General features: G+C 51.2%; 22 protein-coding genes. 6 read left to right on the top strand and 16 right to left on the bottom strand.

Features of this window, described 5'->3' with window-relative positions; translation table 11 throughout:
• Nucleotides 1-68 precede the first annotated feature (68 nt).
• A complete protein-coding gene (locus KB892_RS04645) occupies nucleotides 69-935 on the top strand; it encodes a hypothetical protein (RefSeq protein ID WP_004150995.1) in 867 nt (288 codons plus the stop codon).
• 22 nt (nucleotides 936-957) lie between these two features.
• Here the strand turns inward: KB892_RS04645 and KB892_RS04640 are convergent, their stop codons facing one another.
• From KB892_RS04640 to KB892_RS04585, 12 genes are all read right to left on the bottom strand, one after another.
• Nucleotides 958-1,404 carry a phage virion morphogenesis protein gene (locus KB892_RS04640; RefSeq protein ID WP_004150996.1) on the bottom strand — a complete coding sequence of 149 codons (447 nt, stop codon included), beginning with the start codon at nucleotides 1,402-1,404 and terminating at the stop codon, nucleotides 958-960.
• The gene (locus KB892_RS04635; protein ID WP_004150997.1) at nucleotides 1,397-1,819 is read right to left on the bottom strand and encodes a phage tail protein; all 423 of its coding nucleotides are present in this window, start codon (nucleotides 1,817-1,819) and stop codon (nucleotides 1,397-1,399) included. Before KB892_RS04635 ends, KB892_RS04640 begins: the two co-directional genes overlap by 8 nt.
• Nucleotides 1,782-2,027, bottom strand: a complete 246-nt coding sequence (gene lysC, locus KB892_RS31065; RefSeq protein WP_223174610.1) for an Rz1-like lysis system protein LysC — start codon at nucleotides 2,025-2,027, stop codon at nucleotides 1,782-1,784. The genes KB892_RS04635 and lysC overlap by 38 nt, the downstream gene beginning before the upstream one ends.
• The gene (gene lysB / locus KB892_RS04625) at nucleotides 1,915-2,343 is read right to left on the bottom strand and encodes an Rz-like lysis system protein LysB (protein WP_004150998.1); all 429 of its coding nucleotides are present in this window, start codon (nucleotides 2,341-2,343) and stop codon (nucleotides 1,915-1,917) included. Before lysB ends, lysC begins: the two co-directional genes overlap by 113 nt.
• Nucleotides 2,340-2,723 carry a DNZ54_00345 family protein gene (locus KB892_RS04620; protein WP_004150999.1) on the bottom strand — a complete coding sequence of 128 codons (384 nt, stop codon included), beginning with the start codon at nucleotides 2,721-2,723 and terminating at the stop codon, nucleotides 2,340-2,342. The genes lysB and KB892_RS04620 overlap by 4 nt, the downstream gene beginning before the upstream one ends.
• 4 nt (nucleotides 2,724-2,727) lie before the next feature.
• Nucleotides 2,728-3,237, bottom strand: coding sequence for a lysozyme (locus tag KB892_RS04615; RefSeq protein WP_004151000.1), 510 nt, complete (start codon nucleotides 3,235-3,237; stop codon nucleotides 2,728-2,730).
• The gene (locus tag KB892_RS04610; protein ID WP_004134639.1) at nucleotides 3,218-3,433 is read right to left on the bottom strand and encodes an HP1 family phage holin; all 216 of its coding nucleotides are present in this window, start codon (nucleotides 3,431-3,433) and stop codon (nucleotides 3,218-3,220) included. Before KB892_RS04610 ends, KB892_RS04615 begins: the two co-directional genes overlap by 20 nt.
• Nucleotides 3,434-3,436: 3 nt before the next feature.
• Nucleotides 3,437-3,640, bottom strand: coding sequence for a tail protein X (locus KB892_RS04605; protein ID WP_004151001.1), 204 nt, complete (start codon nucleotides 3,638-3,640; stop codon nucleotides 3,437-3,439).
• Nucleotides 3,640-4,104 carry a head completion/stabilization protein gene (locus KB892_RS04600; protein WP_004151002.1) on the bottom strand — a complete coding sequence of 155 codons (465 nt, stop codon included), beginning with the start codon at nucleotides 4,102-4,104 and terminating at the stop codon, nucleotides 3,640-3,642. The genes KB892_RS04605 and KB892_RS04600 overlap by 1 nt, the downstream gene beginning before the upstream one ends.
• A 95-nt stretch (nucleotides 4,105-4,199) precedes the next feature.
• Nucleotides 4,200-4,853 carry a phage terminase small subunit gene (gpM, locus tag KB892_RS04595; RefSeq protein WP_004134644.1) on the bottom strand — a complete coding sequence of 218 codons (654 nt, stop codon included), beginning with the start codon at nucleotides 4,851-4,853 and terminating at the stop codon, nucleotides 4,200-4,202.
• Nucleotides 4,854-4,856: 3 nt separating this feature from the next.
• A complete protein-coding gene (locus KB892_RS04590) occupies nucleotides 4,857-5,909 on the bottom strand; it encodes a phage major capsid protein, P2 family (protein WP_004151003.1) in 1,053 nt (350 codons plus the stop codon).
• A 16-nt stretch (nucleotides 5,910-5,925) separates the two neighbouring features.
• Nucleotides 5,926-6,759, bottom strand: a complete 834-nt coding sequence (locus tag KB892_RS04585; RefSeq protein ID WP_004151004.1) for a GPO family capsid scaffolding protein — start codon at nucleotides 6,757-6,759, stop codon at nucleotides 5,926-5,928.
• A gap of 140 nt (nucleotides 6,760-6,899) precedes the next feature.
• On the opposite strand from KB892_RS04585, the gene KB892_RS04580 reads away from it, so the two are divergent.
• Both KB892_RS04580 and KB892_RS04575 read left to right on the top strand, forming a co-directional pair.
• Entirely contained in the window at nucleotides 6,900-8,663 is a 1,764-nt protein-coding gene (locus KB892_RS04580) for a terminase ATPase subunit family protein (RefSeq protein WP_019405037.1), read from the top strand.
• Nucleotides 8,664-8,689: 26 nt separating this feature from the next.
• Nucleotides 8,690-9,706, top strand: a complete 1,017-nt coding sequence (locus KB892_RS04575) for a phage portal protein (RefSeq protein ID WP_085955120.1) — start codon at nucleotides 8,690-8,692, stop codon at nucleotides 9,704-9,706.
• Between the two features lie 56 nt (nucleotides 9,707-9,762).
• Here KB892_RS04575 and KB892_RS04570 read toward each other — a convergent pair whose 3' ends face one another.
• Nucleotides 9,763-10,032 (bottom strand): hypothetical protein, encoded by a 270-nt coding sequence (locus KB892_RS04570; protein ID WP_024940854.1) that lies wholly within the window; start codon nucleotides 10,030-10,032, stop codon nucleotides 9,763-9,765.
• Between the two features lie 521 nt (nucleotides 10,033-10,553).
• On the opposite strand from KB892_RS04570, the gene KB892_RS04565 reads away from it, so the two are divergent.
• Genes KB892_RS04565 through KB892_RS04555 form a run of 3 tightly spaced genes read left to right on the top strand, consistent with a single transcriptional unit; the run spans nucleotide 10,554 to nucleotide 13,304 of the window.
• Complete coding sequence (locus KB892_RS04565; protein ID WP_004151007.1) at nucleotides 10,554-11,555, top strand: hypothetical protein; 1,002 nt, start codon at nucleotides 10,554-10,556, stop codon at nucleotides 11,553-11,555.
• On the top strand, nucleotides 11,555-12,634 hold the full coding sequence (locus KB892_RS04560; protein WP_004151008.1) for a hypothetical protein: 1,080 nt from the start codon (nucleotides 11,555-11,557) through the stop codon (nucleotides 12,632-12,634). Before KB892_RS04565 ends, KB892_RS04560 begins: the two co-directional genes overlap by 1 nt.
• Nucleotides 12,621-13,304 (top strand): hypothetical protein, encoded by a 684-nt coding sequence (locus KB892_RS04555; RefSeq protein ID WP_004151009.1) that lies wholly within the window; start codon nucleotides 12,621-12,623, stop codon nucleotides 13,302-13,304. The genes KB892_RS04560 and KB892_RS04555 overlap by 14 nt, the downstream gene beginning before the upstream one ends.
• 95 nt (nucleotides 13,305-13,399) lie before the next feature.
• Here the strand turns inward: KB892_RS04555 and KB892_RS04550 are convergent, their stop codons facing one another.
• From KB892_RS04550 to ltrA, 3 genes are all read right to left on the bottom strand, one after another.
• Nucleotides 13,400-13,633 carry a DinI family protein gene (locus KB892_RS04550; RefSeq protein WP_004151010.1) on the bottom strand — a complete coding sequence of 78 codons (234 nt, stop codon included), beginning with the start codon at nucleotides 13,631-13,633 and terminating at the stop codon, nucleotides 13,400-13,402.
• An 11-nt stretch (nucleotides 13,634-13,644) separates the two neighbouring features.
• Nucleotides 13,645-13,833 carry a hypothetical protein gene (locus KB892_RS04545; RefSeq protein ID WP_004151011.1) on the bottom strand — a complete coding sequence of 63 codons (189 nt, stop codon included), beginning with the start codon at nucleotides 13,831-13,833 and terminating at the stop codon, nucleotides 13,645-13,647.
• A 107-nt stretch (nucleotides 13,834-13,940) separates the two neighbouring features.
• Complete coding sequence (gene ltrA / locus KB892_RS04540) at nucleotides 13,941-15,428, bottom strand: group II intron reverse transcriptase/maturase (protein ID WP_004178082.1); 1,488 nt, start codon at nucleotides 15,426-15,428, stop codon at nucleotides 13,941-13,943.
• Nucleotides 15,429-15,572 lie beyond the last annotated feature (144 nt).

Below are 15,572 nucleotides of genomic sequence, written 5' to 3'. Positions count from 1 at the left end.
TCTTGGGGCATAGGAGATGAAGTGTATGATTAACGATACAATGACAAATTTTTATGTAAGGACTAGAAATGACTCCTTTTGGAATTTATGGGTATATTTTCACTAAAGAAATGACATTTGATTTAGGAATATTAACTCCTCGCTTCAACAATCTTCACGAGATCAAGAAAGAAAAATGCAACGGAGAGTCTTATATACTTACAGGTTTTTTCACTCCTAACTCAAGCGCAAATAAAAATCTCTCTCAAGCTCTCTTTGATCTTTCAGCAATTCTAAGCTTTATTGAACAAAAAAATGTAATCATAGCCCATTCACTCAAAGAGAATGAAAGCCCTTTAACATTCGGTGATGACTTCCCCATAACTTTAGATATAAAAAGGAAACGTGGCCCAGGACAAATAATAATGGAAGACTGTTTCTCTAAAGATGGAAGGTCAGCATTCATTAAGCTTGCCATTAACAAACTCAGTGAAAACAATAAGACCAATCAAAACCCATTTAGAACAGCCTTCTTCAAATCTATGCTTTCTTTTAGAGAGAATATAAGCTATGTAGATGTAAACTATTACCTATCGTTCTCTGCACTTGAATCCCTATGTAGATATATACAAAATGATTATGCACCTTCCAGAGCTCCGCAAATAATTACAACGACTCTACAAAACTATGGTTTCAATGTATCAAAAAAAGATAACGCTGTACCACAAAGAAACATCATGCACTATTGCGCACTTCGCAACGCATTGTTTCACAAAGGCGATTACATTGCGCTCGTCGAATATAACAATCCTGACAGCATTATATATTTGAAGGATTACTCATCCTGTATTAGCCTACTTCTCTCTTTATTGATAATGAAACACATAGGATTTGATGACAATTATATTAATTGGGACTCATGGATTGACAGGCAACCATTCATTAGCAAAAAATAATAAAACAATAATGGTTCTGCTTTCATTTTTGAATCCAGTCTAGCAACGTCTCGCGCGTAATGTCCTCCACTTCATCATTGATGCCGAGTAACCGGCGCTGTGAATACTGCACCTCCGGCCCTCTGCGGCTCACACGGTCACGCAGACCGTAATGATGAACGCGGGCAATTCGCTGTACCCTGCCCTCAAATTCGACACTGGCAGAGTCCGGGCTGGCAGCGGCTTTCAGGTATTTTGCGGTGCGGAGTTTGGCAAACATTTGCCGACGTATGCGGCCAGTTTTCGTGCGCGCCGTTACCCGTCGTGGTTCGTATGCCGTACCGTCCGGGTTGCGCTGCATCCTGATATTTTTCTGCTGGCTGCGGCGCAGCTGCTGCGCCAGCTCCCGCATCATGCGCTTACGTGCGGCAGGCTCCAGCCCCGCCAGCAGCGCCTCTAACCAGGCGTCAACTTCCTGCAGCTCAGCCACGGCGCACCGCCCACATTTCGTCCGGTTCCGGCACCGCTTCGACGCTGGACACGTCACCGTCAGCACTGACGATAACGCGCTCTGTCAGCTGTAGATTCAGGCTGATATCGCAGATATCATTGCGCAAGATATCGACCTCAAACGTAAACAGCTTTTCACGCAGTTCCGGGTTATGGATAGCATCGGGCTGATTCTCCATCAGCCAGGCCAGCACGGGAGCCATCAGTAATCCCTGATCGCCGCTGAAATCCACGATCACCACGTTAAGGGTATAGCGATACTCCCAGGACAACGACGCCGCGCCGGTCGCCACCACCGCTCCGTTATCCACGAATAAATGCAACTTGTCCGGGTTGTCCCGGACATACGCCACGGTTTTATTCAGGGCGAGGCGTAAGGACTGAGGTTTGTTCACTGTTTCGCTCCTGGCAGGAAATTATCGTGTCCACCTTGTCAGCACAGACTGACCAGGCAGCCTCCGCCTCATCCAGCGCCGTCAGTAAATCACCGTTAGTGCGTGCCGCTGACTTTTCCAGGCGGCACTGCGTCACCCTGGGACAACCATTCACGGTAAGCTGCACCTCCGGCGAGGGCCGGACGTTCGCGCATCCTGATAATGTCAGGAGGCAAAGGAGTACCAGCCCAGCGGCGCAAATCCTCGTTTTCACGTTTTAGCTCCTCAATCCGGCGCTGACGGCTTCGCAGCAGCGCGTTTGTACTTTCTGCCGCCGCGTAAAGCCGCGCCTGTTCCCGGTTGTTGGTTTCGGTCAGGATGGACAGGGCGATCAGCTGGCTGTTCGTTTTTGCCAGTTTGTCGCCCGCCGTTTTCAGGTCCCCGCCTTGCTGATCGATGGTACGGCTGGCCTCATTCAGTCGCCATGACTGCCAGCCCAGCGCCGCCAGTACGAGCGCAAGAATTACCGCCAGCGCGCGCGTCATACCGTCACCGGCTGCGCATCAACAACCTGCGCACGCAGAACCTTAAGCGCGACCAGCGTCAGCAGATAAAATGCCAGGGTGACAACGTGGCCCGTAAAGGCGAGAAAAATCACAAGCAGTGAACGCCTGGCCCATCTGATCACATTGTTTCCTGGCGTACTGAAAAAGCGCGTAAGCGCCTGCTTTGCCTCTTCCCGATGAGTGCCGCCCGCATACCACCCGGCCAGGCAAAGCAGCACCGCCACCCAGACCAACAAACAGGCGACCCAGGTCAATGCGGTGACCAGCGCCGAGGCCATGCCGTTGGGGACAAAGAGACTTAAAATCATCAGCGCCGCGTACAGCACCGAAAGCAACCCACTGATAAATTTCTTTTTCATTTCGTTACGCTCCTTTTAAGCACCAGGCCAGCTCCCGCCCCCGGCGGTTATCCAGCCCCTGATTAAATATGCCTTTGACATATACCCAGCGCGGCAGCTGATAGCAGGCATCGCGCCAGCGCTTCTGATTGATAAACTTCACCATGGTTGAGCTGCAGGCATTGCCCGTGCCGACGTTGAACGCCAGCGACACCAGGGCGTCATAAACGTACTGCGGCACGTTCACCAGGACACACCGCGCCAGGGCGGTTTCAACTCGTAATACATTGGTGATGAAGTTCCCCGCCGCCTGTCGCTCTGTGATGGTTTTCCCCGGCACCACGCCCGACGTGTTACCGATGCCGTCGGTCCACACGCCAGCGTCGCACTGGTACGGCTGCAGGCGGCATCCCTCGTAATCGGCTATCAGTTTTAGCCCCTCAACGGAGGTGTGGAGCTGCTGGAAACCGGGCAGCGTGGCGGCGATAGCCAGCACCGCCCCGACAAGGCAGCGCTTAACGATTGAAGGATTCATATTCCCCCTGGGTTATCTTCCCGCCGCGTAGCAGCTGATAGGTTTTGTGTTTGTAGTACCAGTTGATCGCCAGCATCAGCAGACCAATCAGCACACCGCCCACCGTAGAGGCATCTTTAAGCGATAAATCGCCCATCCACGCCAGCAGTACAGCAATGCAGTACGTAATAAAGGCGCTGATCCGTTCAAGCGTCATCATTCAGTCCCATAACTGGACGGTCTGCACCGTGGTAGTGGTCGCAATATCCGGCAGCTCCACCTGCAGCCCGTGAGGTAAAAAAGGGCCATGCTCAGCCAGCCCCGGATTTGCCTGCAGTACCTGCTCTGTGACGCCCTGCGTGCGCCCGTAATGACGCCAGCAAAGCGCATCCACCGTGTCACCCTGGTACGCACGCACTTTCATCAGATCAGCTCCACCGTACAGTGGGGCGCATCCTGCACCCGGCTGATTGCCCAGCGGGCATCACGCCACAGATCGCCGCTGGCCTCCGCCAGCTCATCGCCTCGCTTGACGCCGGATGCCGTGGCGTCGTAGTCCTGGTACCGCTCATTCACCTGCGCACGCGCCCAGCAATACACGGCGTTATGGTAGTGGTGGATGCGCTCGCTTTTGCCGTCCAGCGCTTCCGCCGGTACGTCTGCCAGGGTCTGAAACCCCAACGACTGCTGGCGCTTGCGGAATTCGTACAGCTCCGCGTTGACCTCCGACATAGCAGACCGGATAAGCTGCCCGAGACGCGGCGACGTCACCGTACCATCCGTTCGCATCACGCTGCGAAAATCCGACAAATCCACATCGGGCCAGAATGGGGTGTTTTTGATGACCTCCGCCTGTTCCGGCGCCTGTTCTGGCGCAACAAATCTCATGCGGGTTTTCTCCTGAAAAGGTGGGCGGTGAACGGGATTTTGATAAGGCGCTGCCTGTCGCCATCCCGTGCCGCCCGTGCGCGGGGCACGTTCCGTTAGTGGCTGTTACGCAAATGACGCTCCAGCCGCTCTTTGTCTTTTTTCACACCGCAGCGGGGATCGAGCTGCAGCGCAAACGTGTAGTGGTTCAGGGCTGCGGCGGGGCGGGACTCGCTGATCACGGCGGCGATAGCTTTATGCAGCCGGGCGCGGGACTGGTCCGGCATGTCCAGCGCATCCGTCAGCGAAAGCGCCTGCAGCAGCACGTCAGCAGGGAATTCAGCTTTCATTCGCTGCGCGGCCTCCGCCTGATCTGCCAGCTCCTCAGCAACAACGGTCTGCACGTTGCGGCGGCCCAGCGCCTGCGGCATCACCCAACCATGCTTAAGCGCGTGCGCGGCAATCTGCAGGCCACCGGCAAAATCACCGGCATCGATACGCCAGACCATCAGAAACATCAGCACGTCATCCTGCTGCGCTCCACCGGCTGCCAGAACACCATCCGCCCAGGCGGTATATTTGGGTAACAGCTCCACCTTGATTTGTGCCTTTTTCACTGTGGACTGCACCCCCTTGAGGCGGCGGCGGTCCTCCGCCAGCTGCAGCAGCATCAGGTCATACCCCGACGCATGGCGAACACTGCCGCCCTGACGGGCGGCCTGTTCAGCCTGAACGCGCAGGCGGTGCTGCCGTGCGGGACTCAGGCTCATGCGTTACTCCCCTTCTCCGGCGCTGAAATCGCCAATACTGATGTTTTCCACCAGTGCCACGCAGCGGTAATCCTCCACCACATACGCCTCGTTGACGGATTCGAAGTTTTCGATGCGATCGCGTTTCGGGTTATCAATGACCGAACGGCGGCGGGTATCTTCCTGCCAGTAGATGGACAGGTTATCCAGACGGGTGATCAGCACGGCATTAGCCGGGAATGACGGGGCGCGGACAGCCTGCAGGCCACCCATGCGTTTCTGACTGATAATCAGATCAGCGGCCAGCTTTTCACTGTTTTCCTGCTCCTTATTGACCAGCGGGAAATACTTGTCAGACAGCAGCTCACGACCACAGATCACGACCAGATCAGCATCATCCTGGAAAACCGGGTCAATCAGCTCATTAACGGCATCCATCACCAGTGCATCCAGGTTGGCATATTTACCGCCCTTGCCTACCTTCACCGGGTCTGCGGTGGTAGTGCCATCTTCTGCCGTGGTGCTGCCCATCACGCAATCTGCCGCATCTTCGCGGACTTTCTGCAGCCAGCCTTTATTAACGTCCTGCAGCAGCGGGTTATCGACACGGTTTGAGGTTTTGGCACGCTTCACACCGTTGAACCCGATCATGATGCGGTCCAGCGCCTGGCGCTTGACGATGGCGTTACGGATGCGCACCTGGAAATCCTGGAATTTCGCCCACAGGTCAAGTTTTGCGTAGGTCAGCACTGTATCAAAGTTGGTCTGCTCGCACTTGTACTCAACATCAACCATGACCGTCGGATCGGTTGGTTCGCGTTCCTTCGTGGTCGTGTCAGTCGTCCCGGCAATGGTGCTACCGACGCCCAGACCCAGCAGCTGGCCTGATTGCTCAGTCACCCCAATGATGTTAATCATGGTCAGGAATGCGGCGGACTGCTGGATCTGGTCTTCCAGCGTCTGCTGCACAGACGGCTCCACGGTGAACTTGCTGGACAGCTCCTCAACTTCTACGCCATTCAGGCGCGCCAGCTGCTGCAGGTAGGCGTTAAAGGCAAAACGTGTTTTCTTTTTCATTGGTTCTTATGCTCCATCAGCAATTGGTCAGGGTGCCTGCCGGCGCGTTACCGCCCGGCGCGCGCTGGCGATAATCTTTGCGGCTGTCTTCCTGTTGCAGTTGCTGCTCCAGTTCCGCAAAAGCGGTCTGCTGCTCCTGCAGGGATGTTTCCAGCGCAGCAAGGCGCTTATCCTGCGCGGACAGGGATTGCTCGGTGCGTTCGCTCAGGTTCTGCTGCTCGGTGGCGACCAGCTCAACGGCACGATGCACATCAGAAAAACGCGCATCATCGGTTTGCTCTTTTTTGGTAAACATCGCGGTGACGCGGGCAAAGAGGGAGGTTTTTTCGCCCTGGACCTCTTCCCACTCGATCAGCGTCTCTTCTGCGGCGGTAAAGAGGTTTTCCGGGCTCTGCTTGCGTCCTGCCAGCGGGTTGCTTTTGGCGCTGGCGCTAAACTGCAGCATTTCTGTACCCAGGCTTGCCGGGTCGTCAGTCGCTGCCAGGCCAACCAGGTACGCTTTGCCGGTATCAGCAAAACTGGTATTGACCTCCATGGAGGTGAACAGCTTTTGCAGCTTGCGGGTATACGCCACCAGATCAGCTGACGGGGTGATCCACGCATACAGGGCCATTTTCCCCTTCAGCGGGCCATCCGCAATTTCTTCAGCCTCCAGCTTATCCACGGTCCCGAAACGGCGGAATGGACTGTCCGGGGTGTAGCCCTTGATATGTTCCAGATTAATCAGCGCCGTATAGACCTGCGGGTTATAACTGGCCGCCATCTGCTCCAGCCAGGCGCGCTCAATGGTGCGCCCGTCGGTTGTTGCCCCTTCCACACCAATGCGGAAGCGTTTTGCTTTAACTGCCATTTGAGCGACTCCATCAAATAACTCAGTGAGGCCTTATGGTTGCTGTGATGGAGGGGGCGAAACAACGCGCAGACCTTGTGCGGTAAACCACACAAAAGCCAGCCGGGGAAAGGCTCAGGGCAAGCCCGTATGTTTGTCCCATGGAAACGATGACCCCCGCAGAGCTCGATCCCCGTCGGCAGGCACTACTGCTGTATTTTCAGGGATACCGCATAGCCCGCATTGCAGAAATGCTGGGCGAGAAAGCCGCAACCGTTCACAGCTGGAAAAAACGCGATAAGTGGGGCAGCTATGGTCCGCTTGACCAGATGCAGCTCACCACGGCCGCGCGGTACTGCCAGCTGATCATGAAGGAGCAAAAAGAAGGGAAGGATTTTAAGGAAATTGACCTGCTGGCGCGCCAGTCCGAGCGCCACGCTCGCATCGGAAAATTTAACAACGGCGGCAACGAGGCCGATTTAAACCCGAACGTGGAAAACCGCAACCGCGGCCCCCGCAAACCACCTGAAAAAAACCTGTTCAGCGACAAACAGATCGAAAAGCTGGAAGAGATTTTCCGCGCTGGCATGTTCGAATATCAGCGCCACTGGTGGGAAGCAGGGATAAAGCATCGTATCCGCAACGTGCTGAAGTCCCGCCAAATCGGGGCAACGTATTACTTTGCGCGTGAGGCACTGATCGATGCGCTGGTGACTGGCCGCAACCAAATTTTCCTGTCAGCAAGTAAAGCTCAGGCGCACGTGTTTAAGCAGTACATCATTGAGTTTGCCAAAGAGGTCGATGTAGAGCTTAAAGGCGATCCGATGGTCCTGCCAAACGGTGCCACGCTCTATTTTCTGGGGACCAATGCCCGCACCGCGCAGAGCTACCACGGCAACCTGTACCTTGATGAATATTTCTGGATACCGAAATTCCAGGAGCTGCGAAAAGTCGCCTCGGGTATGGCGCTGCACAAAAAGTGGCGGCAAACCTATTTTTCCACCCCGTCCAGCCTGACACACAGCGCCTATCCCTTCTGGTCTGGCGCGCTGTATAACCGTGGTCGCTCAAAAACGGACCGTGTGGATATCGACCTTACCCACTCGGCGCTGGCGGCTGGCCTGCTTTGTGCTGATGGTCAGTTCCGGCAGATTGTGACGGTGGAAGATGCCGTGCGCGGGGGCTGTAACCTGTTCGACCTCGACCAGCTGCGACTGGAATACAGCCCGGACGAATACCAGAACCTGCTGATGTGTGAATTTATTGACGATCTCGCGTCCGTGTTCCCGCTTTCCGACCTGCAGGCCTGCATGGTGGACAGCTGGGAGGTCTGGGAAGATTTTCATGCACTGGCGCTGCGTCCGTTTGGCTGGGGCGAGGTGTGGATCGGATATGACCCTGCGAAAGGCACCCAGAACGGTGACAGCGCCGGGTGCGTCGTTATCGCCCCACCATCCGTTCCCGGCGGCAAGTTCCGCATACTGGAGCGCCACCAGTGGCGGGGAATGGACTTCCGCGCCCAGGCAGAAGCCATCCGCCAGCTAACACTGCAATACAACGTGACCTATATCGGCATTGACTCCACCGGCGTCGGTCACGGCGTTTATGAGAACGTCAAAGGCTTTTTCCCTGCCGTCCGGGAGTTTGTCTATAACCCCAACGTCAAAAACGCCCTGGTGCTCAAGGCATACGACATCATCAGCCACCGCCGCATTGAGTTTGACGCCGGTCATACCGACATCGCGCAGTCATTCATGGCTATCCGCCGGGCCACCACCGCCAGCGGCAACCGTCCAACCTATGAAGCCAGCCGCAGCGAAGAAGCCAGCCACGCAGATCTGGCCTGGGCAACGATGCACGCACTATTTAATGAACCGCTGCAGGGCGAAGCCGCCAATACCAGCAACATTGTGGAGATTTTTTGATGACTGAGAATACCGCACAGGATGCGATGCCACCTGACGTACAACCCAATGATGCAGCGACTACCCAGGCGTTCAGCTTTGGCGATCCCATTCCGGTTCTAGACCGCCGCGAACTTCTGGACTACGTAGAATGTGTGCAAATGGACCGCTGGTATGAGCCGCCGGTGAGCTTTGACGGGCTGGCGCGGACCTATCGCGCCGCTGTACATCACAGCTCACCGATTGCCGTTAAGCGTGACATTCTCAGCAGTACCTACATCCCGCACCGCCTGCTTAGCCAGCAGGCTTTTACCCGTTTTGTGCAGGATTACCTGGTATTTGGTAATGCCTATCTGGAAAAGCGCACTAACCGGCTCGGTGGCGTACTGTCACTGGAGCCGACCCTGGCGAAATACACGCGGCGCGGAGTTCACCTCGACACCTACTGGTTCTTGCAATACGGCATGACCACCCAGCCCTATGAATTTACGCCGGGAAGCATTTTTCATCTGCTGGAGCCAGACATTAACCAGGAAATTTACGGGCTGCCCGGCTATCTTTCGGCCATCCCGTCAACCCTGCTCAACGAATCCGCAACCCTGTTCCGCCGGAAGTATTATCTCAACGGCAGCCACGCAGGATTTATCATGTACATGACCGACGCGGCGCAGAACCAGGAGGACGTGAACAACATCCGCCATGCGATGAAAAGCGCCAAAGGACCGGGCAACTTCCGCAACCTGTTTATGTACTCGCCCAACGGAAAAAAGGACGGCATCCAGATCATCCCACTGTCAGAAGTAGCGGCAAAGGATGAGTTTCTGAATATCAAAAACGTCAGCCGGGATGACATGATGGCAGCGCACCGTGTCCCCCCGCAGATGATGGGCATTATTCCCAACAATACCGGCGGTTTTGGTGACGTTGAAAAGGCCAGTCGTGTCTTTGTCCGCAACGAGCTGATACCGTTGCAAAAGCGACTGCAGGAGCTTAATGACTGGCTGGGTGAGGAAGTGATACGTTTCGAACCGTATATCTTGGATATTCAAAAAGAAAATCAATAAAACGCTTAACAAATAATAATCATTATCATAGGCCGCAGAATTAGCGGCCTTATTCATTACCAATTTCTTTTTTCGGAGTTTAACCAATCAGCGCATGGATAATTTCTTGACGCCCATTCTCTTTGTAAACGAGCTACAAACAGAATATCGTTACTATCAACCCTAGATTTAAGTCCATCGCGCAGTTGGGCTGCGGTTAAAGTTGTATCTATTAACCAAAACGATTCAAGATGCTTACAATATGTAAAATTTTTTAGATAGTCAAAAACTTCATCGTAGTTTCTTCCCGGCGCCTTCAGATCATAGGTAACGCAATAAATAGCCATCTTCATGCTCCGCATTTTTTGTCATTTGGGGAGCATTTTAGACTACGACATCTACGACAATACGATTGCGGGATCAGACGCTCACCTTCCACCGTTCTAAAACCAAATACTTCTTCAATTTTATTCAAATCACCACCTGCAACGACGCTACAACAAGGACAGACAGCTTCGACTTGGTATGTCATGTTCATCTCCATTACACGTGTTTAATGTAGGGTAACTAATCAGCCGCAACAAAAATGAGACATGGCTCCAGAAACCTTACATAACCCCGCTAGCGCGCGCTCGTATCCCCGCCACGCCTGCCCGCTTTGTGTAGTGGTTTTCATGCACCTGCATGACACAGGCGAAAGCCCGCCAGAACTGGCGGGCCCGAGCAGAAATGATCCTTTTGCGATCATTCATTTTCATGCGCTATAGTCATGCAACAAACACATACGAACCATATGGTTAGATTACTCATCAAGTCAGATGGATTTTCAGGCAGATTGCCACAGCAATTGTAAAGGAGCGAGATTGAAATGGGTGGAGAGACTTCGGCTATACAACGAGTCGCGGGTAAGATTTCTGATGATATTTTCTCAGTATTCAAATGGGATCGTGCCGCTAGAGCGGATATGAATTGGGATTGTTGCCAAGAGGCTCATTCTAAGAAAACGCATCCAAGCGATGTTGTATTTTTCTACATAGATCCATATGAGGAGGAAATGGTCTATCTCAACACAGACCTCAAAAGCTATGCAGAAGGTACTATTGGGAAAAAAATAGTCGAGGGAGCTTTAACATCGCTTGCTTTAGCTACCGAATGTGCAAATGTGAGTGAAGAATGGCGATTGAAATATGTTCATGATGATTCTTTAGGTTATAACGTAAGAGGGTTATTATTCTTATATAACCATGATAACTTATATGACAAGGACTTTTATGAGAATATTACGAAAAAGTTAGACCACTCATCTATAAATTGCCCTCCAAACATCAAACTACATTTACTTGACCCTTATAAAATATCAGATTTGATAAACATATCTTCTGACATAACCAAATTAATTGGTTCAGGAAAACTTCCTCAACCTGATAAGTTCACATATTATTACCCAGATCTTTCACTAACACGAATAAAACACCCTATTAATCAGGCAACACCCGCAACAATTGAATTATTAACATCACCATACATTATAATAAAGCATGAGGCTTTTAGTTGGCTCAGGGATAAAAATCCTGAAGGATATGTTGTTTATTATAATCAACCTGGGGATTCAGTAGACGAATTTGTTTACTTCTTTGATATGTTATCAACTTATCAGATACTAACCGAAGGTAAACCAATCGTATTACGCCATTGTTACATTCATCCAAATGAAAATGCCATTCATCACTTTGAAAGAGCGAAAAAGAAATACAGCACAGACTGGCTCTTAGGCGAGGATGAAAGACTTTTTCTTAAAATCGACTTCGACAAGACAGACAAAATTGTTGTTGAATATAATCTTGAAAAAATCGGCATGGAGCAACGATAATGGCTAAAAAACTATATTTCGCAACTGACAAAAATATTTATGATGCATTGCATCATAAAAGGATAACCGCTGCAAAATTGCATGAATTATTGTTGAATAGAGGTGTGTTTTTATCACCAGAACTCGACAAGGAAATACTAATTGAGGAAATATCCAAACTTCCTCACGGATTTAATGAATTAGAACACATAAAAAAACTGGTCAAAACATATGACCCAAGAGAAAGCACTACTAGTGTAAGCTTCCAAACCTCAACAAATCAGGCCGAATTAATAAGTGCAGCTGAAGCACTAAAGAAAACATGCTCACCTAGTAAAGGTCAAAGCCTGAATATTGTAGCTAAAAAAGATGGCTCACTTACAGTAGAATACAACTATGAAGAAATAGACCTGTCTAAAACTGCATTACGTCAGATCGACAAGCGGAATGTTATAATAGAACTTCGCCCTGATACTGACAAAGTTGAAGTACGTATGCCTCAAAACCCCGAGGCAAAAAAAGTTATTGAGAGCCTGCAAAACGAGCTATCTAAAATCAAGTCCGAGCCTATCGAGCGCTTCGAAATCTCACTACTAGCAATAACTGACCCTACATTGAGAAGTCAGTTCTTTCAAGAATTAATGAATGGCCTACGTGGTTATGAGACTGATGACGTAACAAAAGTCGAATTAAATCGCAGTACTGATGCCAGTGAGGATGAAGACAAGGAAGAAACTATTGATACCGGATTTGTTAAGAAAGCCGTCCTGAATGGTGAAGGGGTAAACAGTTCAGCTATATTCTCTCAATTACATGAGAAAGGTTATTATATCGGGCGTATTGCATGGTCTTCAAAACCAACAAGTGGAATTGGAGATAGAATCAACGTCGAAGCATTTTTTAAAGACTCAGAGAAATGCTGTGACTTTGCCTATCAAATTAAAGGGATAAACAATCAAAAAGAAGATGGTTTCAATGTAACCATTCGCGCGGCAACGGCACAAGAGAAAAAACATATTAGTGAATTAATTGAGTCCGCCGCTGAAAATGCCTATAATATAATAATAGGATCAGAGGTGAACGAAGATGAAAAAAGTTAAATGGCTTAAGTTAAACATACGGCTTGAGTTTGAAACAGCCGTCAGACGTCTTTCTCTTGATTCTTTTACAGAGGATAAAGGGAAAGGGTTTATTTTTGATAAAATACGCCATGATTTTGCAAGTGGGCGTTTTGTCGAGCGTATTGTTTACCATGACAAAATATCAAGCTTTGACGGAAGTGAAACTACCGTTGAAAGAATCGAGTATCGCACTACAAATTTTAGCGTGGCTGTAGACTCTCTTCCTGTAATGCAGATCACTAACCCCCCCAGAACTTTAAAGCCTTTTTCTCAGGCTTTGGTAAAAAATCTTGGCTTAGGTGTTAGCTTGGAAGAAATAGACATAAACCCTATAAACTGGCTTAATGAAATATCTTCAAGTGTAAATATCAATTTAACACAACTTGATATTTCAAGAGTTAGAGTCTCTGATTATGCCACGGCTAAAATGCAAATTATTGGCAGCAGTGATCTTAGGAAATATTATAAAGAGGAGTTAGAGGGTAAAAAAATACGAATTGACAGACTTGTTTGCTCTGTTAATTCATTAGAGTATTCCGGTAAGCTCAAGATCACCAATAGCGGCCTTGCTTATATTGATGTTAGAAATGAAAATGAGTTTACGAAAATCGTTTTTGATACGTTAAAAAAAGTCACCCTTCAATCATAGATGGCTTATAAGGAGTCACTTCACCTAACGCCTCGCCTTACTCGTTGTTCAACCTCATAGGCGTCAGAATCAAGTTCTGACGCCTACAACGTTTCTTAATGCAGCCAGCTGTCGTCTTCCCAAACCTGCTGCATGATTTCCATCACTCGTTTTTTGTCTTCATCTAGCTTTAAGCCGCTTAGCTCAACGCCGTTTGCCGAACCTTTTCGAATACGGATCGCGGTCTTTGGATAGATCGGCTGGAGATTTCGGTAAAGTTCAGCTTCCAGAGCGTCCAGTATTGCCTGGCTAATCTTCTGCTCTTTATCGATCATTATTTCAATTCGCATAGAGATTCCCCTTAACTGGAAATGTCCATTGACCGGTTGCATTCATGGCTGCGGATTTTTGCCAGGAGCTCGTCTGTCAGCTCTGAAACCCACTGAATGGCAAGCCTCTTTTCTTCATCGCTACACTCACTATCCGCTACAAGCTTGATAAAAAAATCAATACGCTGGAGTTTCAACGACTCCAAAAGGTAATCCTGCATTTTCCCTCCTGACCTTACTACGGGATACAGCATAACTGTATAAATAACCGTCGCGGTAGGGATACCCGTTACCGGATACCCCCCGCACAGATCCCGGCGTGCGCGATTTACGCACCGGGCTCCTGCCTCGGGTGTCTGGCGGTGAACCGCTCCACAGGCCATGGATGAAGAACCCGAACCCTTGGTAGCCATGCGGCTGCCAGTTTGTTTGCTTTCGTCCAGGTCGTATCATCCTTCTGGCTCCTGCGCCTGAGCGCCCGGCGCCAGAGGTTTGTTACGTGTGTCCTGAACTTCTGCATGGTGGGGAAGTTGCCCGGTACCGAGTGATAGTTCAGGTATCCCTGAACCACTCTCCTGAGCCATTTTCCCTGTTCGGGGATTGAGTAATGCCAGCGCCTTCGCAGACCGTCTTTGATGGCTTTCAGAGTTGCCGTCATCCGATCCCGGCGGGTCTTTCGTATCAGCATGAACCTGCCGTTGCGATCTTTCCCGCTGATGTGCGTGAACCCGAGGAAGTTGAACGTTTCTGGTTTGCCTTTTCCCCTGATGGCACGGTTTTCGGCAGCGAAGCGGCCGAACTCCATCAGACGGGTTTTCTCCGGGTGAACCGTGAGTCCGAACTCCCTCAGTCTGCGCTGCATGGCTATACGGAAGCGCCGGGCATCGTATCGTTTGTCGAACCCGATGACGATGTCATCGGCGTATCTGACCATTACCACATTGCCTGTGGCATAGCGACGTCGCCACTGATGCGCCCACAGATCGAAGACGTAGTGGAGGTATATGTTTGCCAGCAGCGGTGAGATGACCGCACCCTGTGGGGTGCCTTCCTCCGTTGCTCGCCATTGACCCTCCTCCGACGTCCCGGCTGTGAGCCACTTACGTATGAGCCTGATTACCCTCCGGTCGCCGATCCGATGCTCTGTGAACCTGATCAGCCATTCGTGGCTCACCCTGTCGAAGAACTGACTGATGTCGGCATCCAGTACCCAGTTTACGTTAGTGCGTACCAGCCCTGTGGCCAGTGCGTCCAGTGCATCGTGCTGGCTTCGCCCGGGTCTGAACCCGTATGAGAACCCCATAAAGTCGTTTTCATAGACTGCGTTCAGGATTTTCACCAGCGCATACTGGACGATCTTGTCCTCCAGCGAGGCGATGCCGAGCGGGCGTTGTTTTCCATCCGCTTTTGGGATGTAGTGACGCCTGCCGGGCTGCGCCCTGTAGCTGCCCTGATGTAGCCTCCGGTGCAGATCTGTTATGTTGTTCTTCATGTTTCCGGCGTAGTCCATCCACCTGATGCCATCCACTCCGGCGGCCGCTTTCCTGCTCAGGGAGAGGAATGCGGCTTCCAGTGCTTCGACTGTCAGCAGGTGGAACAATGCTGTAAACCGTTCTTTCTTCCGCTGCTTCGCAGCTTCCCGCACGCGTGACAGCCTCTGTGACATGCTTTCCCGGCTCTGTGTCCGGCGCATGTGTGGCTGTTCCGCGTTCCCCTTGGCCCCGCTCCTTCGCTCCACTGACTCCGCTCCTTTCGGGTTGTTCGCCTGCTTCGCCGCTACTATGAGCGAGTCCGACTTCTCCTCTCCGTACATCACCGGCTATGACTCCTCGTCTTCCCGGTGCGGGCCATCTCCGACACTGGCAGATGGTCAGAGGGGAGATCTCCCGGTTCCCGCGTAGAGATCGTATTGACATGCCAGGGTCTCAGACCCCGCCGGGTCCATGTGGCACTCGCAGTA

The organism is Klebsiella sp. P1927, from assembly GCF_018204675.1.
GTDB lineage: Bacteria > Pseudomonadota > Gammaproteobacteria > Enterobacterales > Enterobacteriaceae > Klebsiella > Klebsiella pneumoniae.
Note: the sequence above shows the minus strand (reverse complement) of the source record. Positions and strands in the feature narration are given on the sequence as shown.